This is a genomic window from Hyphomonas chukchiensis (assembly GCF_000682695.1).
GTDB classification, from domain to species: Bacteria; Pseudomonadota; Alphaproteobacteria; order Caulobacterales; family Hyphomonadaceae; genus Hyphomonas; species Hyphomonas chukchiensis.
The window spans coordinates 39835-66527 of sequence record NZ_AWFG01000030.1 but is presented as its reverse complement, the minus strand read 5'-3'; the positions used below and the strand labels follow the sequence as shown (position 1 = coordinate 66527).

Sequence of the window (26693 nt, the reverse complement as noted above, 5' to 3'; positions counted from 1 at the left end):
GACACCTAGAACGGCAGAACCTTATCGATCATACGGGGAACGATTCCGCGACCCCCGGCGCCTGTTGTGTCGCCGTCATTGACGTAGGAAAGCTGGGCATCCGCTATCTTCTCATAGGACACCGTATTGGTGCGCGTGATATCCTGTGCACGGATGACGCCTGCGACACTCAGATAGCGAACCTCGTTACCGACACGCGTCTGCTGGTAGCCCTGGATTACAAGGTTACCGTTCGGCTCGAGCCCCACGACACGCGCGGCGAGCGTGAAGGCAATCTTCTCGGCGCGATTCACAGCGCCGGCGCCGTTAAGGGCCGAATTCCGTGTATAGTCTACGGCAGGCGACAGGCTTGCCGAACCAGGCAGGGCCCGGTTGACGACCTGAGGCAGACCGAAAAGCGCATCGACGCCAAAATTCTCGCTAGAGTCACGGCTCCGCGTCAGAGAACTTTTCAGGCTTGCCTGATCGTCCATCTCGACGACGACCGTAAGAAGGTCACCAACTTCCTTGGCCCGGCGCATGCTGAGCAGGGCGTTTGGCGATGTCGCCCAAAGCGATGGGTTTGTGCCGTCCGCACTTTGGTCGACGGGGATATTCCATTGGGTGGCGTATGACATGTCGGGAAGCGCGGTGGGTGGCGGCGCACTCGCACATGCCGTCATCGCGGTCGCCAAAACAGTCGTGGAAAGAAACGTTTTCATTGTGCCAACACCCATCCGCTTTCCTGAACCACTCCCTGCACGAGCTGCCGGGAGTCCTGATTTAGAACCGTGACCGTTTCGTTTGCGGCCGCATCGCCCATCGCGCGCCCTGTCGTCGTGATCTCAAGTGCGCCTTTGATATACTTCACCGATACGGTCTGGTTACGCTTCACAATCATCGGCGCACGCGTGTTGTTCGCGGTGATGGGTTGGCCCACATAGACCGTCCTTCGGACTTCACGGCCCATAAGAGGGTCAGCGCCTTCGGCGACATCCCCCTCTTCGGTAACGGCATTCGCCTGGGACACCCGATCGCCAGCGCGAATGACTTCGGCAGCAACAAGGGACGAAGAATCGAACACAGTGGCCAGCAAGCCAAGTCCGAGTGCAGCAAGGGACGTCATCATCTTACTTCAACCGTGTTGTCGCCGCGAGCATCTCATCCGATGCCGTGATGACCTTTGAGTTCAGTTCATAGCCGCGCTGGGCTTCGATAAGTTCGGAAATCTCTTTCACGACATCGACGCCCGAATCCTCAATGAAGCCCTGGTGGATATACCCAGCGCCTTCCGTGCCTGCCACGACCTGTGTCGGTGGGCCTGATGCTTCAGTCTCGCGAAACATGTTATCGCCAAGCGCCTGAAGCCCCTTCTCGTTAACAAAGCGCGTCAGCGAGATCGAGCCGATCGCCTGGCCGGCCGCAGCATTGGCAAAATAGGCCACGACTTCGCCATCACGGCTGATCGAAATGCGCGTTGCATCATTGGGAATCGTGATGCCATCTGCGAGCGGGTAGCCATCCATAGTCACGAGCTCGCCATCAGCACTGCGGTTCAGTTTGCCGTCCCGCGTGTACGCAGAGTCGCCGGAGGGCAATGTGACTTCCAGGAAGCCTGTGCCGTCGATGGCAAGATCGAGCTCACCGCCGGTCTCCTTAAGCGCACCCTGGGTAATCTCCATGGAAACCGTTGAGGGGCGCACACCGGTGCCAATCTGGATACCGGCAGGAACCACCGTCCCAACCTGCGACGTAATCGTGCCGGGCGTGAGATATTGCTGATACATGAGGTCCGAGAATTCGGCGACGCGCGGCCGATACGCCGACGTACTCATGTTGGCGATGTTGTTAGAGATAACGTCGACACGCATTTGCTGCGCCGCCATTCCCGTTGCTGCAATCTGTAGGGACTTCATGTCCGTCTCCTCTCAATGGCCATCATGGCTTATCGCTCGCGCACAGCTGATATAAGCTGACCGATGCGCTGGTCTTCAGTTTCCAGAAGGGTCTGCCCTGCCTCATAGGCACGCTGCACTTCAATCATGCGCGAAACCTCGAGGACCGGTGAAACGTTGGATTGTTCAAGCGCGCCCTGGACGATGCCGAAGTCCTTGGCTGCAACGAACCCGCCCGCAGCGGAGAAATACGTGTTGGAGTCCCGCATCAGATCGCCGTCCGGAACGACGACGCCGACCTGATCAATCTGCAGGCCATTAGCCGAAATTGTACCGTCTGCGGAAATCACAAGGTTGGTCGCTTCCGGCGGTATCGTAATCGGCCCGCCACCGGCATTGAGGACATTGCTGCCATTCATGTCGATCAGATTGCCGTTCGCTGCGAGCTGGAACTGGCCAGCGCGCGTCAGGCGCGTGCCTAGCGGCGTGTCCACCGTGAAATATCCGTCACCCTGAACGGCCAGGTCGAACTGGCCACCCGTGACCTTAAGTCCCCCCTGCTCCATCTCGAACGAGTGACCGGCGAGGCTGCCCATAGAGAGAGAGGAAGCATCCGATCCGGTACTGACCAGGAATTCTGCAAATATGGCGCGGTCTGTCTTGTAGCCCGTTGTGCTGGAGTTCGCGAGGTTGTTGGACACGACCTGCATTTCCTGCATCAGGCCGTGCTGTCGCGCGAGTGTGGCATAGATAGCGTTGGACATCAGTTACCCCCTCCGACCGGCGCTGGAGATGCGCTGGCGCGGTTGAATATGGCCGGTGCCTGCGCGACCGAAACTTTAGGCTGCGTAACAGGCCCTTTGCGCGCGGCCTGCCGCAATTCTGCGACCAGCGCGACCCGTCGTTTGTGCTCATCGCCGGTCAGCATACGTGCTGCCGTGTAGACCCATTCGGAAACGATCCAGTCGCCTGCAGTCGCATCGTCTTCGATGAGCGCCAGGATGACGTCCGGCGCGATTTCGAGGCGATCCTCATAGACCCTCAGACGCTCTGGTGCGTGCGTACGAATGGCGCTGCGTGCTGCAAGCAGATTGAGTGACGGATCGCCGATATATTTTGTCGCGAGCGCAAAGACCGTGTCGTAGTCGCGGCGCCGGAACGCGAGTTCAGCTGTCTCGGCTGCGACATCATCCGTCATCGACACGCCCTTTGACAACTTGCCTGCCAGATCGGCAAAACCCAGCTGGACTGCGCGGGCAGAGGCAAGGCTGTAAAGCGCATTCCGGTCCGGTTCGGTTGCAAGGAAATCCGGCGCCTCAATCATCACGTCAATCGCTGCCAGGTTACGTACGGTTTCGTTGCTTTCCAGGTCACGACGGAGACTTGCCACGAGTTGCCGCTTGACCTCGGCCTGAGCTTCCGGGTTCTGAAGGGCAGGCAGGGCCGCGAGCTTGATGAGGGGCTTGTAGCTGGATCGCGCGCTCAACTCCCGGAGCGCATATTGCAAACTGGCAACGAGCTCATTGTCGCTGCTGATATAGCCAAACTTCTGCATAAGGTCGCCCAGCAGGACTTCCTCATAGGCCGGATCGACCGGCACGCCATGACGTTGCATGGCGGCGAGGGCATCTTCCTGAAACTGCGGCTTGCGCAGGAAGCTGGCGACGGTTTTCCGTGCTTCCGGACTGCCACCATCCATTTCGATCAAAGCGCGTGCAAACTGCAACTGCGGAGAATTATTGAAGTCCTCCTCATTGAAGTCCGCGATGAGTTTTTTGGATAGACCGCTGTCACCGCGCTCTTCGAGCTTTGGAACGCTCAGCAGGGTCACATCCGCACGGAGACGAAATGGAAGCTTGCGGAAGCCCGACAGTGATCCCTGCAGGCGCGCAGCACCCGCCTCGCGTCCCGAAACAAGTTCCGCAGCAGCAAGCCATATCGCCGTATCCGGCTCACAGGAGACCATTTGTGCGAAGAAACCGACATCCGGCGCACGGCGGTTTTCCATCAGATCGGCCAGCTTGCCGAGCGCTGTCGCCTGAGCGCCAGGCGTCAGCTTCAGCACCATCTGCGCCTCAGAATAGAGGCCAAGCGCCATATATGTTTTCGCCAGCGCGTAGCCTGTTGACGCGACCGGGCCATCTGCGCCCTCGCGGCCAACTGCTTCGCGGGCGGTATACACCTGCTGGTATTCGGTAATGTCCTTATAGCCCGTGAAGTCGAAGGCATCCCGCGCGTCACATGCATCATGTGTGGGCTCTGATGCGAAGGCTGCGGGTCGATGCTTGTTCACAAGCTGCGCGGGCTGATGGCCAGAACCCACCTCTGGTTCGTCTGCTTCAGAAGAGGCGGATCCCTTTGGGGTCAGTATCCCCTCCCGGATCGCGCCTTGGACAAACAGTTCCAGATTGGAAGAAAGATCTGATTCACGTGATGCCTGATCCGGTGCCCCTGCATCCGGCTCAACCGCAAGGCCCTGGGGAACCAGGCAGAGGCTGAGCATCAGGATGAAGGGAAGACGTGTCATGCGGCGCGTTTCATGTTTCGGATGGCCTGGTCGACTTCGTCATAGGTCGGACGGACGCGGGATGGCGCATGACGGCGCGCAACTTCCACACAGATATTGACCGGATTGAGATGCAGGTTGGAGACAAGGATCTCACCAATCATCGCGTAGAACGCATGCTCTTCAACCCGGATATCCTTTACCTTTTTCGCAAAGGGACCAACGACACCATAGGCCAGGAAGACGCCGAGGAACGTACCCACGAGCGCGCCACCGATCATGCCGCCAAGAATTTCGGGGGGCTTGTCGATGGATGCCATTGTCTTGATCACGCCGAGCACGGCCGCAACAATCCCAAGTGCCGGCAAGGCATCTGCCATGTTCTGCAGCGCGTGCGACCCGTGAAGCTTGTCCTCAGCCAGCTGGTCGAGCTGTTTCTGCATGAGCTCTTCGACTTGGTGGACATTGTCGAAGTTCATGATCATCGAGCGAATGGTGTCGCAAACCAGTTCGATCGCCGAATGATCTTTCAGGATCTTAGGATACTTGCTGAAGATCGCGGATTCATTTGGCGCTTCGATGTGCGCTTCAACCTCGACAGGGTTCTGCTTCATCAGGTTTAGCAACTCGTGCATCAAGCAGAGCAGGTCCTGATAATCGGTCTTCTTCCACTTGGCCCCGGTGAACACCGCCGTGACATCACCCACGGTATGCTTGATCGTATTCATGTCGTTGCCAGCAAAGAATGCACCCAGTGCAGCGCCGCCAATCATCATGCCTTCGAATGGCAGCGAGTGGGTGATGATGCCCATCTTGCCGCCTGCGAGGATGTAACCACCGAAGACCATAACCACGGTTATGATCAGTCCAAATATTGTATTCACCCCAGAACTCCCTATTCCCGCACGCCCGGTGCGGGGCGCTGTCACAAATCCACTATCTCACGAGCGAAGTTTTCTGATATTGGCGTGTGAAGCTTCACGGCTCTCTGCCGCTTCCACACACCCAGCTCTCCCAAGCCGATATCGACACTTCCATTTATTGTTTCTGCACAGAGCGATAGCCGGTTCGCATCTGCATTGGAAAGCGGTAGAATATTGCCGACTTCCAGCCGCGAACACTCGGCAATCGTTAGCGTCATGCGCTCAAGCACTGCGTCCAGAGATATCGCCGAAGCGCGTACGGACGCATTGAGCGCTTTTGGACTTTGCTGACAGGCCTTTTGCTTTCGGACTTCCTCATGGCGAAGCTCGGCTTGCGCATGCTTCTGAATGAAATCAAAGCCGTACATAAGTTTGAGGATGGAAATATCGCCCCCAAATTCGAGCGCGATATCCACGCGCAAGTAGCGGCTGGCATGGTCAAAGCCACCGACGACTGAGTCACTATCGCACAATGGAGACTGAGCCGCAGATGTCTCATGATTTTCCAGCGGGCCGGCCACCTTCTGCCAGAGCACGATGGACGTCTGCTCGCACAGAAGCTTCAGGAAGAGGGAAGATGCGTCCGCGAGGCTCTCGACATCCTGATGCAGGCGCGCAGCAGCGCATTGGACCGCAATACGGTTGTCCAGCGTAATCGAGGCGATGCCAGGCGACAAGCTGGCAAGCATGAAAAATGTAAAAGGGTCTTCCAGTATATCGGCGGCAGCACTCGCGCCAATAACCCGTCGCGCGGTGATCCTGACGGCCGTCTCCTCGCCGAGATTCGCATGCGCCCAAGCCTCCGTGCTGGACTGCACCTGCTCCCAAAACGGACGCAGATTTGCGATGGATGGCGGCACACCAGCTCCCGCTTCAATCTTTTTCCGTAGAATCGAGGACACGAATCACCTGCAACTAGAGGGATAATAACCCTACCAATTGGTGACTGACCCGTTGAAAAAGCATTAACGACAGACCTAAAGTTAATCCTTGGACAAGCAATGATCCTTCACTGGTCTTTGGTAAACGTGTCTCATCAGTCATCTGGCGGGACCAATGGAAATTCAGAACGCAGCCATCGTGCAACCCACGATCATCAAGCGCCGACGCGTGGTTAAGGCCGCCGAACACCACGGTGGCGCGTGGAAGGTTGCGTACGCTGACTTCGTGACCGCTATGATGGCGTTCTTCCTGCTGATGTGGCTGCTCAACGCAACGACGGAAGAGCAGCGTAAAGGTATCGCTGACTATTTCAGCCCGACCATCCCGATTTCCCGCATATCCGGCGGCGGTTCCGATGGACTGAATGGCTCGTCGATAATGACAGAGGAAACCTATGCCCGTATGGGAACAGGCGCCGCTCGCAAGGAAACGGTCGCCAACCATAGCGAGGGCAAGGACAGCGAAGCGGCCGAGCGCAAGATCGCCGCTGAACTTGAATCCCTCAAACAGTCGATGAGCGCTGAAGGCCAACAGCTTTCCGAACACATGATGATCAAGATGTCGCCAGAGGGACTGGTGCTAGAGATCACGGATTCCGAGGATGCCCCGCTATTTCCGATCGGCAGGAGCGATCCATCGCCCCTGTTGATAGGCATGCTGGGCCAGGTAGCGAAGTCCTTTGCGACATTCGAGAACGACATCAAGATCGTCGGGCACACGGACAGCCTGAGCTATCGCGATGGCGCCGTCTACGACAACTGGAACCTGTCATCGGACCGGGCCAATGCGGCACGCAAATTGCTGCTTTCGGCCAACCTGGATCCGAACCGGATTCTCGAAGTCTCCGGAAAGGCTGCTACAGACCCCCTTATCGAGGGTGATCCGTCTGCCCCCCAGAACCGCCGCATCTCGATCACTATCCTGACTCGTTAACAGAACGGCCCGATCGGTTAGCCGGTCATTAACTATCAAGGGTTAATTTTGGTTGCTATACCTTGCAGGAGCAACCGTACATGAGCATCTCTTCGTCCCTGAACGCAGGCGTGATGGGGTTGAACGTCAACTCCGCGCGCCTCTCGACAATTTCAGATAACATCGCGAACTCTTCGACCGCTGGCTACAAGCGCAGCCAGGTTGATTTCTCGAGCATGGTGATCCAGCAGAGATCATCCGCATACTCTGCAGGCGGCGTTCGGGTGGATACGTTCAAGGATGTCGCGGCGCGGGGTTCGCTTATTTCGACTGGCAGTGCGACGGATATCGCTGTTTCAGGTCGCGGGCTGCTCCCGGTTACCGATACGAGCGGCCTGACATCGACACCTTCGAACCGGCAAATGATGCTCGTGCCCACCGGCTCGTTCTACGCCGATGAGAATGGCAACCTCCGGACACAGAGCGGGCTCTTCCTGCTTGGCTGGCCCGCTAATTCGTCGGGCGAAGTCGGGAATGTCAGCCGCAATAGTGGTGTGAACCTGGCTCCCGTGAACATTTCGACATCGCAATTTACCGCGACACCGACAACTGAAATGGACCTTGGCATCAACTTGCCGGCCGACGCAACCAATGCAGGCGCCACAACAGGCGACTTCAACCTCCCAGTCGAATATTTCGACAATCTCGGACGCGCAAACACGCTAACGTTCCAGTTTTCTCCTGTTATCCCGGCCAGCGGCGCCAGCAACCAATGGAAAGTCGATATCTTCGACAGCGCCGGCGACCCCGCGGTCTCAATTGGCAGCCTGGATATCGAGTTCAGCGACGCCCCTGTCTCCGGTGGGCGTATCCTCACGGCAACTGCAAGCGGCGGCGCCAGCTATGATCCTGCTACAGGCGCTATCTCACTGTCGCTGCCACATGGTCCGGTTTCGGTGAATATCGGTCGCCCCAATGACAGCCAGGGTATCACGCAACTCGCGGCTCCTTTCTCGCCAACGAATGTTTCCAAGAATGGCGCGCCGATTGGCGATCTCAAATCGGTTGAAATCGACGAGAAAGGCTATTTGCAGGCCGTCTACGATACGGGTCTGCGCCGCACGCTGTACCAGATCCCGGTGGGCGACGTTCCGAACATGAATGGTCTCCAGGCGCTGGACGGTCAGGCCTACAAAGTCTCTGGCTCAAGCGGCAGCATGTACCTGTGGGATGCCGGCGCCGGCCCGGTTGGCGCAGTCGCCGGCTATTCGCTTATGGAATCCACGACAGACATCGCGGCCGAACTCACCGACCTCATCGAAACACAGCGGGCCTATTCGTCCAACGCGAAGATCGTCCAGACCGTAGACGAGATGTTGCAGGAAACGACCAATCTGAAACGCTGATAAGCAGCGCTGAAAGGCGGCCGAACACGTGACCCTGTCCAGTGCTATCAATTCAGCAAAGAGCGGCCTTCAGATCACAAGTCTGAGGGCCGACATTGCTGCAACCAATGTCTCCAATGCTTCCACGCCCGGCTATGTCAGCCGGGCGTTGGTCGTATCGGAGAAGCGGGTTGGCGAAAGCTCAGGCGGCGTGCAGGCCATCGGCGTATCCAGGTCGCAGAACTATGCACTGACGGCCGAGCGGCGCAGCCTGACAAGCGATTATGCGCAAGCGGACATGCTGACGTCGACATGGAAAACCATATCGGCCCAAATCGGCAACTCTTCCGAAGGCACAGGACTCTTCAAGGCATTCTCAGGCCTTGAGTCGACCCTGTCGGACCTCGCCCTCTCGCCAGAATCCAGTTCAAATGCATCGGCTGTGCTACGGTCGGCTAAATCCGTTGTCCAGGAATTCCATGACCTCTCGCAGATGGTCGACAGCCTCAGGGCTGAAGCCGACCACGAAATCGCCAATGGGGTTGATATCGTCAATTCGGCGCTGAAAACAATTCAGGACATAAACGGCCGTTTGTCGAGCATGGATCGCTCGTCTAGCCAGGCCGCAGGCCTGATTGACGAGCGCAATCGCGCGCTCGACACTATATCCGAATACATGCCGGTACAGGCGGTTGATCGCCAGTACGGCACCATTGATGTCATAACGCCTGAAGGCGTCTACCTGCTGTCAGGCACGGCGCGGAAAATCGAATTCAACCCCACTGCGGCATTCAGCCAAGGCGACACTCTGGCAAACGGAACGCTGTCCGGAATGACTGTGGACGGCATCTCGATCACGCCTGGATCTTCTTCCTACGGCGCCGTGTCGAGCGGCGTATTCGGCGCGCTCTTCACATTGCGGGACCAGGACCTGCCGGCGGTGGGTGCCCAGCTGGATGCGCTGGCAGGCGACTTGATAACACGTTTCTCCGATGACGCCCTGGATCCAACGAAGACACCTGGCGAGCAGGGCATTTTTGTTGATTCAACGGGCGCCGGAGGCATCGGCCTTGCCAGCAGGATATCCGTCAACGCAGCCATTGACCCGGACCAGGGTGGCGGGACATGGCGGCTGCGCGATGGCCTCGGTGCCACGACACCTGGACCCACGGGCAATACAACAATCCTGAATGGCCTGCTGGGCGCATTCAAATCTGCAAATCCGGTCAATTCGGCCGGTATCCAGGGATCGTTCTCCTCGGTTGAGATGGTTGCGCAGTTTGCCTCGCTTGCCGGACAAAGCCGCATCCAGAACGAAACCGTTCTCTCGTCCACGTCTTCGCAGCATGCAATGCTGCTTGAGGCAGAACAGGCGCAAAATGGTGTCGATGTGGACAGCCAGATGCAGGATCTTCTCCTGATTGAGCAAGCCTACGCTGCCAATGCGAGAGTGATCGAGATCGCGAGCCAAATGATCCAGCGGCTGATGGAGATCTGATATGCTTCGGTTCCTCTCCCCCTCAAGCCTCCTCGCATCAAAGGGCCTAAGTCCTGAAATCAAGGCCATACGCGAGCGTCTGGAAACGACGTCCAAGGAGACTGTTACCGGTCGCTATGAGGATATGACAAAGCATCTGTCGGGCCGGATCAGTCAGGCCATGCTTGGGCAGAAGGCAATCGATGATATTGAACAGCAAGGCGTGCGCATCAACATACGCGAAGGCCGACTTGACCTTACTCAGCGCAGTCTCGAAGTTGTTCAGACCAGTGTAAGCGGTCTGTCTGCACGCATGCAGGCTGCCATGGCATCAGAGGATACGGCTTCGAAGAATGCGACCGCCCGCGATTCCAAAGCCGCACTCAACGAATCCTTTTCGGCACTGAACGCCCGCTATGGCGAGAGATACCTCTTCTCGGGCGACGCCGCCACAACACCGCCTTTTGCCTCGGTCGATGACCTTTTGTCGGATATTCGGCAGATCGCCATCACGGCAACCGATGAGGCAGACTTCGCCGCCCAATTGGACACCTATTTCAATTCACCGACAGGCGGATGGCGGACAAATATCTATGCCGGAACGGACACCGCGTCCGATCCGGATTCCGTACCCGGCACAGATGACAGCATCATACAGATTGTCTCCGGACTGGCCGTCATGGCGCTCTCCGGGGCAGATGAGGCCCTGCCTCTTTTCAATGGCGCGAGTAACCCCGTGTTTGCGGCCGCCCAAAGCCTGGCAAACGGACAAACCGCGTTGACAAATTTGCGGGCTTCCGTCGGCCTTTCCCAAGCTCAGGTCGAGACCGATAAAGAGTCACTCAGTGTCGAAAAGACTGTTCTGACGGCGTCCTTCAACGAGCTGACCGCCCGCGACCAGTATGAGGCCGCGTCGGAACTCAAGGATCTCGAAAGCAGCCTTGAGGCCGCCTATACGCTGACATCGCGCCTCGCCAATCTGACCCTGCTCAATTTCCTGAGGTAATGCCATGACACGCGCCCCCCGACTCAAGGCCCTGATCGCGGCAATCCTCTTCGCCCTGCCCATGTCAGCAGTCGCAGAACCACGTATTCGCGATATCGTGGATGTGGAAGGCGTGCGCGAGAACGATCTCGTCGGATATGGTATTGTAGTCGGCCTCAATGGCACGGGCGACTCGGTGAAGAATTCTCCCTTCACAGAGGATTCGCTGTCCTACATGCTGGAACGCCTTGGCGTGAACGTGCAGGGAGAGGACATCAAACCGAAGAACGTCGCCGCCGTGCTCGTTACAGCGACGTTCCCGTCCTTTGCCCGCAATGGTTCGACCATTGACGTGACCGTTGCCTCGATCGGGGATGCGAAGAGCCTCGAAGGCGGCACGCTGATCCTGACACCGCTCAAGGGTGCCGACAATGAAGTTTACGCCGTCGCACAAGGCAGCATCATCGTAAGCGGCATTAACGTGCAGGCGGCGGGCGCCAGCGAATCGCGCGGGTCACCAACCACCGGGGGCGTGCCAAATGGCGCCCGGGTGGAACGTGAAATCAACTATGCCTTCAACGACCGCAATATCGTGACCCTGGCCCTGCGCAATCCCGATTTCACGACGGCAGCCCGTATTGAAGAGACAATCAACAAATCTGTTGGCTTCCAGATGGCCTCGATGCGCGACTCCGGGACAATCGATCTGGACCTGCTGGACGTGACGGACTCCCCTTCCCGCGTGCTTGCCAGTATCGAAAATCTTTCAGTTGCCGTCTCGACCCCCGCGCGCATCGTAATCGACGAAAAATCGGGCACGATCGTGCTGGGTGAGGATGTGACAATCTCGAAAGTGGCAATCGCCCAAGGCAATATCTCGATCAAGATCGTTGAATCACCGATCGTGTCTCAGCCAAATCCGTTTTCGCAAGGCGAGACTACGACCGTACCGCGTTCCCAGATCACGATCGGGAATACCGGCAGTGGCAATATCGCGATGCTTGATGAGAACGTCTCCCTGTCGCAGCTGATTACCGGGCTCAATGCCCTGGGCGTGTCACCGCAGGAAATGGCGGACATTATCCGGGCGATGAAGGCAGCAGGCGCAATCCACGCCGAGCTGGTCGTTCGCTAGAGAACTTTCTTATGCGCCTCAGGCTTCAGCTGGTACTGGGGTCACGAGCGTGATCTGACCACTGCGCTTCATCGTCATGAGCATGCTCAGAAAATCGCGCTGCACCTGCTCGCCCTCTTCCGCTGAGGGCGCCTTGGCCTCCCCGAGTTCCTCACGCAACTTGTCGGCCAGACGCGACGAGATGTTGCCGAGAAGGAATTCCGCCACTGCCGGGAAAGGCCCCTGCAGACTGCTGAGCAGCTTGATGGAGGTTGCCTCATCGAGCTCCCGGAAGACGACAGGCACACCATTTTTCGGCAGCATGTCCGGCAAGCTATCGATCGTGAAGAGTGACTTCTGGATGCCCTGCAATTTGTCCTCATGAGAGGTCTCGAGAAACTTGACCAGCGTGTCACGTTTCTCAGCCGGGATGAGGCTCAGCAATTCACCAATCGCCGACAGGTGATCGTCATTCTCTTCAGATCCCTCATCCTCATTGTTGAGGAACTCCATCTCGATCATGCGGGCCAGAACCTGATCAATACCGGGGTCCACCTTCTGGGCCTGCACCATGAAGCCCATGGCGGGGGCCAGCTTGGCGTCATCCATGAGGGCCAGGACTTCCGATGCAACACCGAGTTCCATCTTGCGCAGGATAAGGGCGATAATATTGGGAGAGAGCTTGCCAAGATAGGCAGCGATCTGCTTGGGCTCGCGCCGGGCAAATCTCACCCATGGATCAGCAGACACATCAGGCTTTCCGGAGGCCGCCTGCTTGCTGGCCTTCTCGTCGCCCATGATCATCGCTAGCTTTTCGGCGTCGAGAACGCCTGCCAGCACCTCACGTGCCTTGTCGCGCCCACCGCGCAGGGCGCCATCGGAGCTGCGCAAATGGGTCAGGAAGTCGATCACGATCGCGACGATCTCGTCCCGTGCCACGAATGATATGTTCTGTAGTGCTACGGCCACCTTGGCGAGCGCAGCATCATCCAGTTTCTCGACGATCGGCTTGGCTGCCGCCTCACCGAGCATGGCGATGATGACGGCCGCGCGCTGCGACGGCGTGATCGTTGATACCGGCAGAAGGCGCGGCGCAACAGGCTCAGGCACTGTCGACAGTCTCGTAGCCAGTTCCGTACGGGGCTGGGTGCTCATCCGGTATATCCTCTCAACACCGCTTCGGTGATCTTTAGCCAACCATCAGCCAAAATGAAGAATCCAAGCTTAAACGGAAGAGAAACAACTGTCGGCGGGACCATCATCATGCCCACCGCCATCAAGACAGACGCAACGACCAGATCGATCACCATGAAGGGCAAGAAGATCACAAAGCCGATCTGGAACGCACGCTTGATTTCCGACAGCATGAATGCCGTTGCCAATAGGGAGAAAGACGGCGCTTCACCTTCTACAATCGGCCGGTTCACTGCCTCACCGAGTACGGCAATTGTCTCGGGTTCGATTCGGCGCGACATGAATTCGCGAAATGGCCCGGTCGTGTCCACCCAGGCCTGCTCCTCTGTGGACACCCCATCCATATAAGGGGTGATCCCCGTCTCCCACGCATCCGTGAAGACAGGCTCCATGACAAAAAATGTCAGAAACATAGCCAGCGCCATGATCATCATGTTGGGCGGCGCCTGCTGCACGCCGATGGCCTGGCGCATGAAGGAAAACACAATCACCATGAAGGGCAGGCACGTGACCATCATCGCGATTGCCGGCACGAGACTCAGCACCGAAATCAGAAGGAAAAGCTGGATTGTGGAGCGGCTGAGCCCTCCCCCCGCGCCGTTCAGCACATCATCAAGGCCAGTCATCGGCGTGGGCGTCACGCCCTGCGCGTGCGCGGCGGTTGCGACACACGCCAACGCCGCAATCAGGATTGCCAGAAAGCGATAGACGCCGACGCTCCTAAGCGATGGCATCGCCTGCCTGCTCTGATATTTCCGTGATCTTGACGCCGAGCGAGCCGTCTTCGGTTTCCACCAGCTCGCCCCGCGCGATCAATTTGTTCTCGATGGATATGTTGACGGGATCGTCAATCCGGGATGTCAAAGGCACAACCGATTCAGGGCGCAGTTCAAGAATTTCCGAAACACTCAACCGGGCCTGACCTATGGACACGGTGACGGTGACCGGCACATTGAAGATGGAACGCCGATACTTGTTTGCCGTCGTCGACTCGCGCCGGTCGTTCTCAGGGTGTTGAATTTCTTCAGGGTTTGCCATGCTTTTACTCTTTGATCGAAGCTTGAGGGGAATCCAGCTGGGCGAGGCAGGCATTTAGAAGCCCGTCGAAATCGAAGGTTACACCGCCCGTTTCCCACGACACCTCCACGCGGGAACTCTCGTCCTGCCCGGCCGTCACGACGGCGCAACGTTCACTCAGCGTTGCCGAGGCCGCAACCAGCTCCCGCAGTTTCTCAGCAAGCAGAGACTGCGCCCGGATCTCTACTGCCGGAGCTGTGGTCGGAACCATAGCGCTCAGGTGACGTCCGATTTCCTGTGCCAGAAACGCACGGGAAAGCTCCGGGAAGAGACGCGCGGCAATGGCCTGGGTTGTGTTCAGGGTTTGCTGTCGCGACTCCCGTTCCAGCCGTTCAATCGTGTCTGACAAGGCCGCCATGACAATCTCGACATCGGCAAAATCCGGATGAACGGGCGCTGCCATTTCGGGCTCAGGATCGATTGCTTCTGCCGGCTCCAATACGGGCTGTTCCGGCGCCGGCTCAACCCCCGCCTGCCTCAGCAGAATGCGGCGCGCATTGGATGCAGGCGCCGGAGCATCCGTATCAAACCGTGGCAGCGTGGCGAGAAAGGCTTCACTCATTGACAGCCGCCTTCCGGTCTTCGTTCAGCCATTCCTGAAGGATAGCAGCCGCATCATCCTGCCGCGTCGACGTATAGTCTTTCAAGGAGAGGAACGGGTCCGCTGGCGCGCCATCGGCGCCAAGGGCGAACGGATCACCCGTGCCGCCAGCCATGCCTTCCAGCTGGGGCTTCTGGCTGAGCAGTGGGCGGATCACACCAAATGCCAGCACGATAACCACCAGGCCCAGAACGATGATCTTGATACCAGACCACATGTAGCGCTCCATCAACTGCTGCACGAGGCTAGGGGCCGCCACCATCTCTGGCTCTGGCAGGGCCTGGAAGGGCATGAATTCAACCGTCAGGTCGTCCCCGCGGCTTGTGTCGAGACCGGCTCCTGAAATGATCAGCTGCTTGAAATCGGCTGCCATCTGTTCGGTGAGCGTGGCCGCATCGGGGGCCGCAGGATCAATACCGAGGACCTGATCGTTGAGGAGAACTGCCATGGATATGCGCTCAATCGCACCGGGCATGCGCTCTGTTTCGGTGCGCGTCTCGTTGATTTCGTACGAGACGGTTTCATTGGAATTACGGGCTGTGCTGTTGGACGAACCGCCGGGCGCATCATTTGCCTGAGGCAGGTTGCTCGCAGCCGTGACGGCGCCGGATGTCCCCCCGCTCGACTCGCTGACATCACCGGTCGACCGGTTTCGCACCACGCGCGAGTCCGGATCATAGGTCACGGCGGATGTGCGCAGGCTCTCATGGCTGACATCCACGGAGACCGAGACGCGGGCATTGTTGGGCCCGACGCGCGCCTCCAGCAGGCGCAGAACCTTCTGCTCGAGCATGCCTTCCTGCGTTTCCGCCTGAACGCCCGGCTGCTTGGCGGTGTCATTGCCCGGCCCGGCGAGGATACCCTTCTTGGAATCGATAACCGCCACTTCGTCAGGGCTCATGCCTGAAATGGCGAGCGCAACCAGATACTGGATTGCCTGAGCCTGACCACTGGAAAGATCATACTTGGTTGCCAGCGTTACGGAGGCGGTTTCCTTCGGCTCGCTGCGCGAAAAGCCGCTTCTCAGGCTGGCTCCGATATGCACACGCGCCGACTCGATCCCGGGGATCGCAAGGATGGTGCGCGTCAGCTCGCCTTCCTTGGCACGCCAGTAGGCGGCATTGTACATCTCGGAGGTGACAGAAAAACCGTTCACACTGTCGAGCAGTTCATAGCCCTGCACCGATTGCTGCGGCAGGCCTGCTTTGGCAAGGGAAAAGCGAACGGCGTCGCGATCCTTGGCGCTCACAAAAATCGCGTCCCCGCGAATTTCATAAGGCGTCCCGCGCTTTTCGAGCTCTTCAATAATCTCGCCCGTCGGCGCCGGCTCAAGACCGGAATATAGCAGAGACATGGGCTGTTGCGTCGCGCCCCGCACGAGAAACGCCATGGCCAGTGCAACGCCAAGGACAGCCACCCCAAGCATGATTTGCCGAGACAACGGCAACCCTCTCAAGGTTGAGATAAAACTCATAACCCACCAACTCCAAACTGAACCCTGCTCCCGGTATTGGTTAATTTATTACGAGTAATTGTTAACGGTTCCTTTACCCCAACATTTGTTTAACAGGCATCAGGGATGGTAAATTAGGTGACTGCCTATGGCGGGGAAGAAGGCTTCGAAAGCCACAACGACTGATGGAGCAGAAGCCGCACCGGATGGTGCGAAGTCTGGTGGCGTGGTCGGCATTGCGCTACTCGCCGTTGGCGCGCTCGCAACCTCTTTCGCCACAGTCTATTTTCTGACGCCTTCCGCTCCCGTCGAGGCGACCCCTGCCTGCGCCCCCGGAGAATCACCTGCAGTCGCCGAATCGTCGATCAAGCCAAACCAGTCCTATGTCGAACTTCGGGATATTCTCGTCACGATCGGAAGCGAACCGGCGACGCGATACATCAAGCTGAAGATTGCGATCATTTGCGATACGGGTAACACGACCATTGTGACCGATGCGGAACCTGTGCTGATAGACGCCTTCACCAACTATCTGCGGTCTGTGGAGCTGACAGATTTCGAGAATCCCGGTTTCTATTCGCATATGCGGGACCAGCTGGGGCGGCGCTCGCAACTCGTTCTGGGCGGCGGCGTATCCGACGGCGTCCTGATTACAGAATTCCTGTTGAGGTAGCGCGATGAGTTTCGAACCCACAGACATTGCGATCATCCTGGTGTCGAGTGCGGCCTGCGTCTACTGCTTCGTGCTCAGTCGGCGCCTGAAGGCGCTGCAAAACACCAAGGACGGCCTTGGCGCCACGATCCTGGCCATGTCCAAGTCGATCTCGGCCATGTCGAGTTCCACGCAGGAAACCCGGTCGCATGTCGGCGAAATGGCCGGGCGCCTTGCCGGTCTCCTCGAAGAAGCCAATGCGACCTGCGCCCGCCTCGAGACGGTCCAGTCCTCATTGGAAACCACCCAGCAAAGCGCTGTCGACCAGGTGACCAATACCCAAACCGAACTCGGCATCATGATGCGGATCATCCTCGACCAGTCGAAGAGCCGGATCGTTGAAATGACAAATATGATGCAGGAATTCCGGGATTTGACCGAAGGCGATGCGGCGCGAAGCACCGTGCCTGCGCGCAGGCCTGCCATCCCGTATCCGGCGGACTAACGCCATGAAACCATTGAACAACCGCGGCTCGTATGTCCTCCTGACGCTCGGCATCCTCTTTGCCGTCGGAGCCGCCGTGCGTTTCCTTCCCAGCAACCTTGCGACAGCTGCTGAAGCCCTGGGTGCTGGCCCACACGCGGGCGAAGAGGCCACCCACGAAGTGGCCGAGACCGTAGCCGCGCCCGAGGCCCGCCCAATCGACGAAGTCTGCTTCACCGCAGAGACAGCGGCTGCGATTACGGCCGAGCAGGAATTGATCGCCGCGCAGGAAGACCAGCTGCAGGAAGAAACACTGGCATTGAAGGCTCGCGAACTCGACCTCGACAGCCGCACAGCCGAGTTGAACGCCCTTCAGGAAACACTGGAAGCGCGCTGGAAAGAAATGCAGACGGCCTCGGACGAGGACATCATGCATCTTGCCCGCATGTACGGCTCGATGAAGCCAGACCAGGCAGCCGCCATCTTCAATCAGATGGAGCCCGATTTTGCCGGCAACTTCCTCCGCCTTATGCGCAGCGAACAGGCCGGCCTCATCATGGCCAGCATGGAGACCCGCAAGGCTTATGCCGTGAGCCTGAAACTCGCCGAACTGAATGCCGATATTCGGGATTCCGCCGCTTCCAATTAAGTTTGTGCTGGCCTAGCGCCCCAGGCCCAGATCATCAGCGCGAATATCCGGCGTCCGGCCCGAGATCAGGTCTGCCACAACCCGCGCGGATCCGCATGACATTGTCCACCCCAGCGTACCATGGCCTGTGTTGAGATATAAATTATCAAACTGCGTCTTGCCGATCAGCGGCGTGCCATCCGGTGTCATGGGTCGGAAACCGGACCAGAAAGACCGCTCGGTAGAGTCAGACGCATGCGGAAACAGGCTGGTCAGCGAGTGTTCCAGCGTTCTCTGGCGCCGGAGATTCAGACTGCGATCGAAGCCTGCAAGCTCTGCCATGCCGCCTACACGGATGCGATCCCCAAGCCGGGTGATAGCCACTTTATAGCTTTCGTCCAGCAGCGTGGATTGCGGCGCACTTTGGTCGTCCCCCACAGGTACGGTTATGGAATAGCCCTTTACCGGATAAACCGGCAGGCGCAGCCCAAGTGGACGCGCCAAGACAGGTGACCAGCTTCCGCAAGCAAGGACAAAAGCATCCGCTTCAAGGCTTTTGCCTTCAACGCGAACCGAGACACGGTTGCCTCGGCGCTCCAGTTTTTCGATCGGCGTATTCCACAGGAAATGCACGGCGCGATCCTCGGCGACTTTGGCCAGCGCCTGCGTAAATTTGAAACAATCGCCCGTTTCGTCTCCGGGCAGGCGCAAGCCGCCCGCAATCGGCGTCTCTGCCTTACTCAGGCCCGGTTCGACCCGGCGACACCCTTCCGCATCGAGGAGTTCAAAATTCACACCTTCACTTTTGAGGATACCGATATCCATTTCAGCGGAATCAAGCTGGGCCTGCGTCCGGAAAAGCTGGAGAGTCCCAAGCGTGCGGTGGTCGTACTCGATGGCCTCAGTTTCTCTCAAGTGCTGCAGCATCTCGCGGCTATAGGTCGAGAGACGCACCATCCGCGCCTTATTGATGGCGTATCGCTGCGGCGTGCAATTGCGCAGCATACGTAGTCCCCAGCTAATCATGGCAGGGTCAAGCCGTGGCTGCACGATAAGGGGCGCGTGCTCCATGAGCAGCCACTTGAGGGCCTTCGCCGGAATGCCCGGCGCCGCCCATGGCGCCGCGTAGCCGGGCGATATCTCCCCGGCATTGGCGAAACTCGTCTCAAGGGCCGGTCCCGACTGACGGTCAATCACGGTGACATCATGTCCCGCAAGGGAGGCATAATAGGCCGTCGTCACACCGACGACACCCGCGCCCAGAATTACAACTTTCATGACATACTCCTAAGCCTGCGGGAGAGCATGGCCGGTGAAGCGCCGCTCGAAACGGTTTCCGAGACCGGTTAGAATTGCATGCGGCGCTGTTTCGAGCAGGGCGGCCAGTTCAGACACGCTCTGGTGCGGACCGATAAGTTCGACCTTGTCGCCCGGTTGAATGCATCCTGCCGGAATATCCGTCACATCCGCCACGCACGTATCCATCGAGACGCGTCCGACAAGCGGAAGACAAACATCGTTTATCCAGACAGCCCCTTTGCCACCGAGTGCACGAGGCCAGCCATCTGCATAGCCGACAGACAGGGTTGCAAGCCGGCGTGGCGATGGCGTCACATAATCATGGTCATAGCCAACACCGACTCCGGCCTGCACGGACCGGACCTGGATCACACGCGCATCAAGCGTGATGGCGGGATGAAGACCCGCCGTCGCGGGCGACAGGGGATCAATGCCATAAAGCAACAGGCCCGGCCGGACCAGACCACCCACGCAATCTGACATGCCGAGTACGGCAGCGGAGTTTGCCAGGGATTGCTCCGCCTCTGGCAGCTGAGATGCCATCTCGGCAAAGCGTCGGACTTGTTCGGCATTGGCCGGGGAATCCGGCATATCGGCACAGGCCAGGTGGCTCATCACCACCCGGACCTCGACCCAGTCAAGGAAGCCGGGTTGTCGCAAAAGTGTTTCCAGCTCATCCGCGCCGAGGCCGAGACGTGACATGCCGGTATCTACCTGCAGGACAGCCGGCAGTTTCCGACCAACCGCAGTTGCATACGCTTGCCAGTCACGCGCTTGCTCCAACGTGTTGAGAACCGGAACGATGCCGGCATCCGCACAGAGGCTTTCCATTCCGGGCGCGAGACCATTGAGCACATAGAGGCGCGCAGATTCGGGAAGGCCTGAAACCAGTTCCAGCGCCTCTGCGAGATGCGCCACAAAGAAATCGCGGCAACCTGCACCCGCAAGCACTGGCGCGATCGTCCGCGCGCCAAGCCCATAGGCATCCGCCTTGACCACCGCCCCCACGCGCGCTGAAGGCGCTTTCGCTTGGACGAGGCGATAGTTTGCAATGATGGCCGAAAGGTCTACCGACAGAACGCCCGCCTCGGCCGGAGCGGATGCCCCCGGCCGGTTGGAGATTTCATTCAGCCGCGCAGCTGACTCAGTCGGCATTTGGGAGTTTGCTCAGTACAGCGAGCTTTTCAACTGGCGGAATCGACCCCGCATCGCGTACGATTTTAAAGGCCTCATCGCTGGCCTGGAGTGTGTCGTCGATGTCTTTTTCCGTCATGGCTGCGCATATGAACATGTTGTGCCAAGGGTGGAAATAAACGCCGCGCTTCATCAGCGCGTCATTCCAGAGATAGCCCTTGCCCAGGCCGGGATCATCGTCGAACATGATAAGCGGCATGACGGCCGGACCGGTTTGCCGAAGTGCAAATCCGTGGCGTGTCGCGGCTTCGTTCAGCCCGGATCTCAGACGCTCACCCAGCACTTGGGTGTGCTCTAAGTAATCGGTCTCGCGAACCATTTTCAGCGTTGCCAGAGATGCCGCCATCGGAGCAGCGGAGAACCAGTAGGATCCGGTAGCATAGATTGTCGCGGCCGCCGCGCGGGCTTTCTCAGCACCCAGAAGCGCAGAGATCGGATGCCCATTGGCAATCGACTTGCCCCAACTGGAAAGGTCGGGCTCGATACCGACGCGCGCCCAGCTACAATCGCGCGCGAGGCGCAGGCCAGCGCGCACATCATCCACAATCAGCAGCGCGCCGGTTTCGTCGCAGAGTTCGCGTGCCCGGCGGGCATAGGCCGGATCAACATCTTCCTGGTCCACAAATGTGTCGTGCTTGATGGGTGAGGCAAAGATAGCCGCCAGATCATCGCCAGCCTCGCGGACAGCCGCCTCCAGGCTTTCGACGCTATTATAATCGTAGAAAATCTGATGCGCCCGGTCGCTCGGCACAACACCGTTGCGCAAGGGCGTGCACCAGGGCGCCGCGCCGTGATAGGCGCCCTTGGCGAGCACGATGGTCTTGCGGCGCGTATGGTTGCGGGCAATCATCATTGCCATCGTTGTCGCGTCCGTTCCGTTCTTGCAGAACATCGCCCAGTCAGCATGCGTAACGAGCGCAGTCATCTGTTCGGCGAGGTCCACCATCAGGCCGGCAGGACCCGTCATCGTGTCCCCTTGCTTCATGCGGTCGATATAGGCCGCGTCGATATCCGGCTGCCCGTAGCCAAACAGATTGGGACCGTACCCGCACATGAAATCAATATAGCGGTTGCCATCGACGTCCCACAGATAGGCGCCGGACGCCCGATCAAAGAATTGCGGGTAATCATCCGGAAGGAGGCGAACGGACTGGTGGCCGTACATGCCGCCGGGGATCACCGCCTCGGCGCGTTCGCGCAAATTCTTGTCAACAGAATTGGACCACATGACACCCTCGCTAATTTCAATAATGATAGTTTTGACTATCTTACTATTTATGTCTAGGATCGCAAGGCGAATTATGGAGGATCGTCCGTGAAACAGGAACTTATTTGCGTCGGGCTCATAACGCTGGACGTGGTCGGTCGCCCGATCACTGACATTCCAGCCAATGAGGGCGGGCGGCTGATTGAGCAGATTGCTTGTGCACCCGCCGGAACAGCTGGCGGCACCGCCTGTATCGCGGCGCGCCTTGGCGTGCAAACTGCGCTCGCTGGTGCAGTCGGCGATGATCTCACCGGGCGTCTCGTGCGCTTTGCGCTGGAAGAGGGCGGCGTCGACACACAGCTCGTTCAGACACTGGCGGGCATGCCAACCTCTACAACCATTCTGCCTATCGATGATGAGGGACGCAGGCCCACGCTTCATGCGCCGGGTGCCGGATCGGTTCCGCCCTTGTCCGACGCACTGAAAGCAGCGGTGCAAAATACGCGATGCCTGCACTATGGCGCGATCGGTGCCCCCACCTTCGACGGCGGACCGGGCGCAGAGCTCCTGAAACTGGCGCACGAGAATGGCGCAATGGTTGTGTGCGACCTGATCGCGCCAGGCCCCGGCGCACGTGACGAACTGGCGCTTATACTTCCCCATGTGGACTGGTTCCTGCCGAGTGCCGACGAAGCCCGCCGCATAACCGGCGAAGATGATCTTGCCATGGCCGCCAAGGCTTTCCTGGCCATGGGCGCGCGCAATTGCGTCATAAAGAACGGCCGCGCCGGAGCAGTGATGGCAGCAGGTGATCTGACGGGGCGACTGCCCGCGTTTTCGGTAAAGGTCGCCGACACGACAACTTGCGGCGACTCATTTTGTGCCGGCTTTATCGCCGCCCATCTGAGGGGCTGGGCTGATCTTGAAGCCCTTCGGTTCGCGGCTGCGACGGCCGCGCAGGTGGCGCAAGGACTTGCAACTTATGGCAAACTCGAAAGCTTCGCAGCAACAGAGGTGGCCATGCACACACTAACCGTACTTGAGGATGCATGATGGACAAGGCACTTGAAAACAAGCTGCGCGAGCAGATTACCGAGGTCATGCAAGCGATGGATGCCCGCGGCCTGAACCGTGGCACATCCGGTAATGTCTCGGCGCGGCTTGGAAGCTCGCTTCTGGTAACACCGACAGGCATTCCGCCGAGCGCGCTGCAACCGGAACACATCGTCCTGGTCGACGCCGAGGGTCACTTTGATCCTAACGTCATGCGGCCATCAAGCGAATGGCGCATGCACCAACAGCTTTTGGCCCTGCGGCCTGATGTCAACGCGGTCGTCCACTGCCATTCCCGTCACGCGACAATGCTGGCCTGCGCCCATCGGGAAATTCCGCCCCTCCATTATATGGTCGCCGTCAGTGGCGGCGCGAGCATTCCAGTCGCCCCCTACGCCACATTCGGATCGGCTGAGCTGGCCGAATCCGTGATCGCAACGCTCGACGGCCGCTATGCCGCCCTCATGGCCAATCATGGTCAGGTCGTCATCGCACCAAGCCTCAAGCACGCACTTTTGATTGCCGAGGAAGTGGAAGAACAGGCTGCGATCTATTGGGGCACCCTGGCCATTGGGGGCCCTGCCCTGCTTTCAGACGATGAAATGTCGCGCATCATGGATCGCTTCAAGACCTATGGACAGAAGAAGCAAGGCTGAATGCCGCAGCCGGACGCGCCGCCCTTGCACATAAGATATCTATAGCTACCATCACTGAAGCACCCAATTAGGAGCGTCGCATGCTTGCTTGTTATACCGACCGCCTCAGCGTCCGCCCGGGCGAGACTTTTGCATTGCACGCAACCGTCAAGAATGGACCATGCCGCCTGGAGATCGCCCGTGTCGGCGCAAAGCGCGAGAACGTGCTGACAATGGATGGCGTTGAAGCAGGCGACTACCCTGTCCCGCCCCACGTCGACAGGGACGGCTGCAACTGGCCCGCGGCGCTCGAAGTAACAGCCGGCGAGGACTGGAGGTCAGGGTATTACGACATCTGCCTGACGGACGCCGCCGGAGAAGAGACTCACCATTTTGTCTGCATACGTCCGGCCGCCGGGACGGCAGGCTCGAAAGCCGTCATGGTCCTGTCCACCAATACCTACCATTCCTACAACTGGTGGGGAGGTGCGAACGCCTATTCCAACGTGACAGGCCTGATGAACGGCACGGTGCCCTTTGCGCAGGCCATGGACGAGGCAATCGGTGTGCTCTCCACCCAGCGTCCCTTCGTACAGATGATCATTGCGCCACCGGAAAACCCGCCGAGGCTGGTCAACATGCGCAAGCGCGATTTCAAGGAAAAGCCCTGGGCGGCTGATCCGAAATTCATGCGCGAGCACCGGGTGTCGCCCTATGATGGCTCGGCCGGCTTCCTGCACAAGTGGGAGCATGCTTTCGTCGCCTGGGCTGAGGCGGAAGGCTATATGCTGGATTTCGTGACGGACTATGACCTCGACGTCGATCAATCAATTCTCGAAAACTATGAATCCGCCTATTTTGTCGGTCACAGCGAATACTGGTCCGGCAATGAGCGCGCGCAGGTCGAGCGCTTTGTCGATGCGGGTGGCAATGTGGCCATTCTCTCCGGCAATACCTGCTTCTGGAAAGTGCGCTGGGAAGACGATGGCCGCACCTATATCTGCCACAAGTGGAGGGGTTTCGATGCCGAAGACGTTCCGGCCGATCAGGCCACACACCTCTGGTCGCACCCCGCTTTTGGCGCACCGGAAGCAGAGCTGACCGGCCTCAGCTTCAATTTCGGCGGCTACCACCGACTCGGCATGTGCGTGTCACGCGGCCAGGGCGGGTTCACCGTCTACAATGACCGCCACTGGGCACTTGAAGGCTCCGATCTCTTCTATGGGGACGTGCTGGGCGGTGACATTCCGCTCATCGGCTATGAGAGTGACGGCTGCCTGTTCGAGTTCGGCAAGGATGGCCTGCCCCGCTCTATCCCGACGCTGGGCGTCCCGGCAAACCTCGAGATCATTGCGCTCGCGCCGGTGGCTTTTGGGGAAGACGCCGAGACTGGATATGCCGCGATGATCCCGCCGGAGAAACTCGATGTCATTGCCGAAGTGACCTATGGCGACAGCTCTCCGGAATCACAGCAGCGCGTCCTGCGTGGACACACTATGATCACAAGCTTCAAACGGGGCAAAGGCGAGGTCTTCAATTCCGGCACGACGGAATGGGCGCACGGCCTTGCTGCGAACGATCCCTTCGTGGCCGCAATCACACGCAATGTGCTGGACAAGTTTGGCGTGACACGTCGCGCGGAGGGCTGAGCCCTGCGCCCAAGACGTCTTGGGCCGATGCGTCAGGCGGGATCGATTTCCCGCCCGCCGCCCTTCACCAGGAAAAGCAGGAAAAAGCCCGCTGCGAACAGAATTGTCACCGGAACGAAGCCGGCCTGCTGGGATTTGAACACGCTGGTAAATATGCCGACGAAGAGCGGGCCAAGCCAGCTTGTGCTGTTTCCGGCCAGCGCAGCCAACCCGAAGAAGGCGCCCATCTGGGATTTCGGCGCGATGCGCGTCAGCAATGTGCGGCTCGAGGACCAGGCTGCAATCTGGAACACGAAGCCAAAGAAGCCGCAGAGGAGGAAGACCAATTCCGGCGCTGTCGTGAACATGGGTCCATTCCATATCGCTACCGGATTGGCGATATGGATAAACAGGATCTGGTCAGGCGCAGCGCCAATGATACCGAGCAGGCCCAGCACAGATCCCGCGATCTCGATCTGGAAAGCGACCTTCGGCCCAAACATTTCGTCGAGCCAGCCTGCCGCGAAGCCTCCGATAAAGCCCGCGACGCACCCGAGCAGGCCATAGACCAGCATCTCTGTTGCGCCCCAGCCCATTACGCCGGCCGCGTAGACCCCGCAGAGGACCAGGAGAACGCCACCCGCATCCTGCGCCAGGGTCCGCGCCAGCAGATATATCATCGCGTCGGAATTATCCTTTGCATTTCTCACCAGCCCGATCAGGGATTTGATCCCGCCCAGAATGGATTTCAGCGAGGCCTTCTTGGCAACGGAGGGTGCGTCACGACTGAATAGGAACATGGGGATGGCGCACAAGGCGAACGTCGCCGCCACGAGGATTGGTACGATCCGGTCCGGCTCATGGGATTCCTTTGACAGACCAAGCAGGGGTGTCTCCGGCAGCATGAAAGCGAAAAGGATGAAGAGCAGCAGCGCAATGGAGGTCACGTTCCCGAGCGACAGAGCAAGCCCTGACGCCATGGGCTGCATGCGCGGTTTGGCAGCATAGGTGAGCATCGAGGAGAAAAGAACTTCGCCGCATGACAGGAGCACGGCAATGGCGGCCAAGATGCCCGCGACGGTCCAGGGCGACAGAAGCGTTCCGCCCGGAAGCGCGAACCAGAGGCTGAGCATCAGCGGGATGACAAGCAGCGTGCAGAGCCCGAGCCATGGCTTGCGAGGCCCCAGCAAGTCGACCGTTGCCCCCAGCACAGGGCCGGCAAAGGCAACGGTCAAACCTGAAATGATGCCGACCTGGGCGATCATTGCCTGACCCTTCACGGCATCGCCGACAACTTCCGTCGCAAAGTAGGGGGCGAACAGAAAGCCGCTGATGAGGCCGATATAAGGATCCCGGCCACCCTGGTAGAGGGCCCATGACCACGCACTCCGGTCGAGTTTCCGGCCGGAGACCGGAAACGCGGGTGAGGCTTCGACCTCACCCGAGGGCCCTGCCGACATCAGCGCCATC

At 59.0% G+C, this 26693-nt stretch carries 27 protein-coding genes; 11 read left to right on the top strand and 16 right to left on the bottom strand.

The window, feature by feature from the left end; all coding sequences use genetic code 11:
- Positions 1 to 5 precede the first annotated feature (5 nt).
- The 7 genes from HY30_RS10680 to HY30_RS10650 are packed head-to-tail and all read right to left on the bottom strand — an operon-like array spanning position 6 to position 6205.
- The gene (locus tag HY30_RS10680; protein ID WP_241765699.1) at positions 6 to 701 is read right to left on the bottom strand and encodes a flagellar basal body L-ring protein FlgH; all 696 of its coding nucleotides are present in this window, start codon (positions 699 to 701) and stop codon (positions 6 to 8) included.
- A complete protein-coding gene (flgA, locus tag HY30_RS10675) occupies positions 698 to 1108 on the bottom strand; it encodes a flagellar basal body P-ring formation chaperone FlgA (protein WP_241765698.1) in 411 nt (136 codons plus the stop codon). The genes HY30_RS10680 and flgA overlap by 4 nt, the downstream gene beginning before the upstream one ends.
- 1 nt (position 1109) lies before the next feature.
- Entirely contained in the window at positions 1110 to 1895 is a 786-nt protein-coding gene (gene flgG / locus HY30_RS10670; protein ID WP_034740089.1) for a flagellar basal-body rod protein FlgG, read from the bottom strand.
- 29 nt (positions 1896 to 1924) lie between these two features.
- Positions 1925 to 2638, bottom strand: a complete 714-nt coding sequence (locus HY30_RS10665; protein WP_034740087.1) for a flagellar hook-basal body complex protein — start codon at positions 2636 to 2638, stop codon at positions 1925 to 1927.
- The gene (locus tag HY30_RS10660) at positions 2638 to 4401 is read right to left on the bottom strand and encodes a hypothetical protein (protein ID WP_034740084.1); all 1764 of its coding nucleotides are present in this window, start codon (positions 4399 to 4401) and stop codon (positions 2638 to 2640) included. The genes HY30_RS10665 and HY30_RS10660 overlap by 1 nt, the downstream gene beginning before the upstream one ends.
- Positions 4398 to 5264 carry a flagellar motor stator protein MotA gene (motA, locus tag HY30_RS10655; RefSeq protein WP_034740082.1) on the bottom strand — a complete coding sequence of 289 codons (867 nt, stop codon included), beginning with the start codon at positions 5262 to 5264 and terminating at the stop codon, positions 4398 to 4400. Before motA ends, HY30_RS10660 begins: the two co-directional genes overlap by 4 nt.
- A 41-nt stretch (positions 5265 to 5305) precedes the next feature.
- Positions 5306 to 6205, bottom strand: a complete 900-nt coding sequence (locus tag HY30_RS10650) for a FliM/FliN family flagellar motor C-terminal domain-containing protein (protein ID WP_155839302.1) — start codon at positions 6203 to 6205, stop codon at positions 5306 to 5308.
- Positions 6206 to 6359: 154 nt separating this feature from the next.
- On the opposite strand from HY30_RS10650, the gene HY30_RS10645 reads away from it, so the two are divergent.
- The 5 genes from HY30_RS10645 (at position 6360) to HY30_RS10625 (ending at position 12139) form a co-directional block, all read left to right on the top strand.
- The gene (locus HY30_RS10645) at positions 6360 to 7178 is read left to right on the top strand and encodes a flagellar motor protein MotB (RefSeq protein ID WP_034740077.1); all 819 of its coding nucleotides are present in this window, start codon (positions 6360 to 6362) and stop codon (positions 7176 to 7178) included.
- Positions 7179 to 7258: 80 nt separating this feature from the next.
- Positions 7259 to 8563: a flagellar hook protein FlgE gene (locus HY30_RS10640; protein ID WP_034740075.1), complete on the top strand. Its 1305-nt coding sequence runs from the start codon at positions 7259 to 7261 to the stop codon at positions 8561 to 8563.
- 28 nt (positions 8564 to 8591) lie between these two features.
- Complete coding sequence (flgK, locus tag HY30_RS10635; protein ID WP_034740072.1) at positions 8592 to 10040, top strand: flagellar hook-associated protein FlgK; 1449 nt, start codon at positions 8592 to 8594, stop codon at positions 10038 to 10040.
- Position 10041: 1 nt separating this feature from the next.
- A complete protein-coding gene (locus tag HY30_RS10630; RefSeq protein WP_034740069.1) occupies positions 10042 to 11025 on the top strand; it encodes a flagellin in 984 nt (327 codons plus the stop codon).
- Positions 11026 to 11029: 4 nt separating this feature from the next.
- Positions 11030 to 12139 (top strand): flagellar basal body P-ring protein FlgI, encoded by a 1110-nt coding sequence (locus HY30_RS10625; RefSeq protein WP_081812188.1) that lies wholly within the window; start codon positions 11030 to 11032, stop codon positions 12137 to 12139.
- 18 nt (positions 12140 to 12157) lie between these two features.
- Here HY30_RS10625 and HY30_RS10620 read toward each other — a convergent pair whose 3' ends face one another.
- The 5 genes from HY30_RS10620 to fliF are packed head-to-tail and all read right to left on the bottom strand — an operon-like array spanning position 12158 to position 16431.
- Complete coding sequence (locus tag HY30_RS10620; protein WP_034740067.1) at positions 12158 to 13273, bottom strand: FliG C-terminal domain-containing protein; 1116 nt, start codon at positions 13271 to 13273, stop codon at positions 12158 to 12160.
- A complete protein-coding gene (locus HY30_RS10615; protein ID WP_051615325.1) occupies positions 13270 to 14046 on the bottom strand; it encodes a flagellar type III secretion system pore protein FliP in 777 nt (258 codons plus the stop codon). Before HY30_RS10615 ends, HY30_RS10620 begins: the two co-directional genes overlap by 4 nt.
- Positions 14033 to 14350, bottom strand: a complete 318-nt coding sequence (locus HY30_RS10610; protein ID WP_051615324.1) for a FliM/FliN family flagellar motor switch protein — start codon at positions 14348 to 14350, stop codon at positions 14033 to 14035. The genes HY30_RS10615 and HY30_RS10610 overlap by 14 nt, the downstream gene beginning before the upstream one ends.
- Positions 14351 to 14354: 4 nt before the next feature.
- Positions 14355 to 14951: a hypothetical protein gene (locus HY30_RS10605; protein WP_034740064.1), complete on the bottom strand. Its 597-nt coding sequence runs from the start codon at positions 14949 to 14951 to the stop codon at positions 14355 to 14357.
- Entirely contained in the window at positions 14944 to 16431 is a 1488-nt protein-coding gene (gene fliF, locus HY30_RS10600) for a flagellar basal-body MS-ring/collar protein FliF (protein WP_241765697.1), read from the bottom strand. Before fliF ends, HY30_RS10605 begins: the two co-directional genes overlap by 8 nt.
- 160 nt (positions 16432 to 16591) lie before the next feature.
- Here fliF and HY30_RS10595 point away from each other — a divergent pair, with 160 nt between their 5' ends.
- The 3 genes from HY30_RS10595 to HY30_RS19305 are packed head-to-tail and all read left to right on the top strand — an operon-like array spanning position 16592 to position 18228.
- The gene (locus tag HY30_RS10595; RefSeq protein ID WP_034740060.1) at positions 16592 to 17116 is read left to right on the top strand and encodes a flagellar basal body-associated FliL family protein; all 525 of its coding nucleotides are present in this window, start codon (positions 16592 to 16594) and stop codon (positions 17114 to 17116) included.
- Between the two features lie 4 nt (positions 17117 to 17120).
- Positions 17121 to 17600, top strand: a complete 480-nt coding sequence (locus HY30_RS10590) for a hypothetical protein (protein ID WP_034740057.1) — start codon at positions 17121 to 17123, stop codon at positions 17598 to 17600.
- A gap of 4 nt (positions 17601 to 17604) precedes the next feature.
- On the top strand, positions 17605 to 18228 hold the full coding sequence (locus HY30_RS19305; protein ID WP_155839301.1) for a MotE family protein: 624 nt from the start codon (positions 17605 to 17607) through the stop codon (positions 18226 to 18228).
- Positions 18229 to 18240: 12 nt separating this feature from the next.
- Here the strand turns inward: HY30_RS19305 and HY30_RS10580 are convergent, their stop codons facing one another.
- The 3 genes from HY30_RS10580 to HY30_RS10570 are packed head-to-tail and all read right to left on the bottom strand — an operon-like array spanning position 18241 to position 21928.
- Positions 18241 to 19485, bottom strand: coding sequence for a D-amino acid dehydrogenase (locus HY30_RS10580; protein WP_034740054.1), 1245 nt, complete (start codon positions 19483 to 19485; stop codon positions 18241 to 18243).
- 9 nt (positions 19486 to 19494) lie between these two features.
- Positions 19495 to 20661 (bottom strand): alanine racemase, encoded by a 1167-nt coding sequence (gene alr / locus HY30_RS10575; protein ID WP_034740053.1) that lies wholly within the window; start codon positions 20659 to 20661, stop codon positions 19495 to 19497.
- Positions 20651 to 21928: an aminotransferase class III-fold pyridoxal phosphate-dependent enzyme gene (locus HY30_RS10570; RefSeq protein ID WP_034740051.1), complete on the bottom strand. Its 1278-nt coding sequence runs from the start codon at positions 21926 to 21928 to the stop codon at positions 20651 to 20653. The genes alr and HY30_RS10570 overlap by 11 nt, the downstream gene beginning before the upstream one ends.
- Positions 21929 to 22015: 87 nt before the next feature.
- On the opposite strand from HY30_RS10570, the gene HY30_RS10565 reads away from it, so the two are divergent.
- The 3 genes from HY30_RS10565 to HY30_RS10555 all read left to right on the top strand — a co-directional run bounded on the left by HY30_RS10565 (position 22016) and on the right by HY30_RS10555 (position 25244).
- Positions 22016 to 22960 (top strand): carbohydrate kinase family protein, encoded by a 945-nt coding sequence (locus HY30_RS10565; RefSeq protein ID WP_034740050.1) that lies wholly within the window; start codon positions 22016 to 22018, stop codon positions 22958 to 22960.
- A complete protein-coding gene (locus tag HY30_RS10560) occupies positions 22957 to 23616 on the top strand; it encodes a class II aldolase/adducin family protein (protein WP_034740046.1) in 660 nt (219 codons plus the stop codon). The genes HY30_RS10565 and HY30_RS10560 overlap by 4 nt, the downstream gene beginning before the upstream one ends.
- An 80-nt stretch (positions 23617 to 23696) precedes the next feature.
- On the top strand, positions 23697 to 25244 hold the full coding sequence (locus HY30_RS10555; RefSeq protein WP_034740043.1) for a N,N-dimethylformamidase beta subunit family domain-containing protein: 1548 nt from the start codon (positions 23697 to 23699) through the stop codon (positions 25242 to 25244).
- A gap of 32 nt (positions 25245 to 25276) precedes the next feature.
- On the opposite strand, the gene HY30_RS10550 is transcribed toward HY30_RS10555, so the two are convergent.
- Positions 25277 to 26683 carry an MFS transporter gene (locus HY30_RS10550; protein WP_162176934.1) on the bottom strand — a complete coding sequence of 469 codons (1407 nt, stop codon included), beginning with the start codon at positions 26681 to 26683 and terminating at the stop codon, positions 25277 to 25279.
- Positions 26684 to 26693 lie beyond the last annotated feature (10 nt).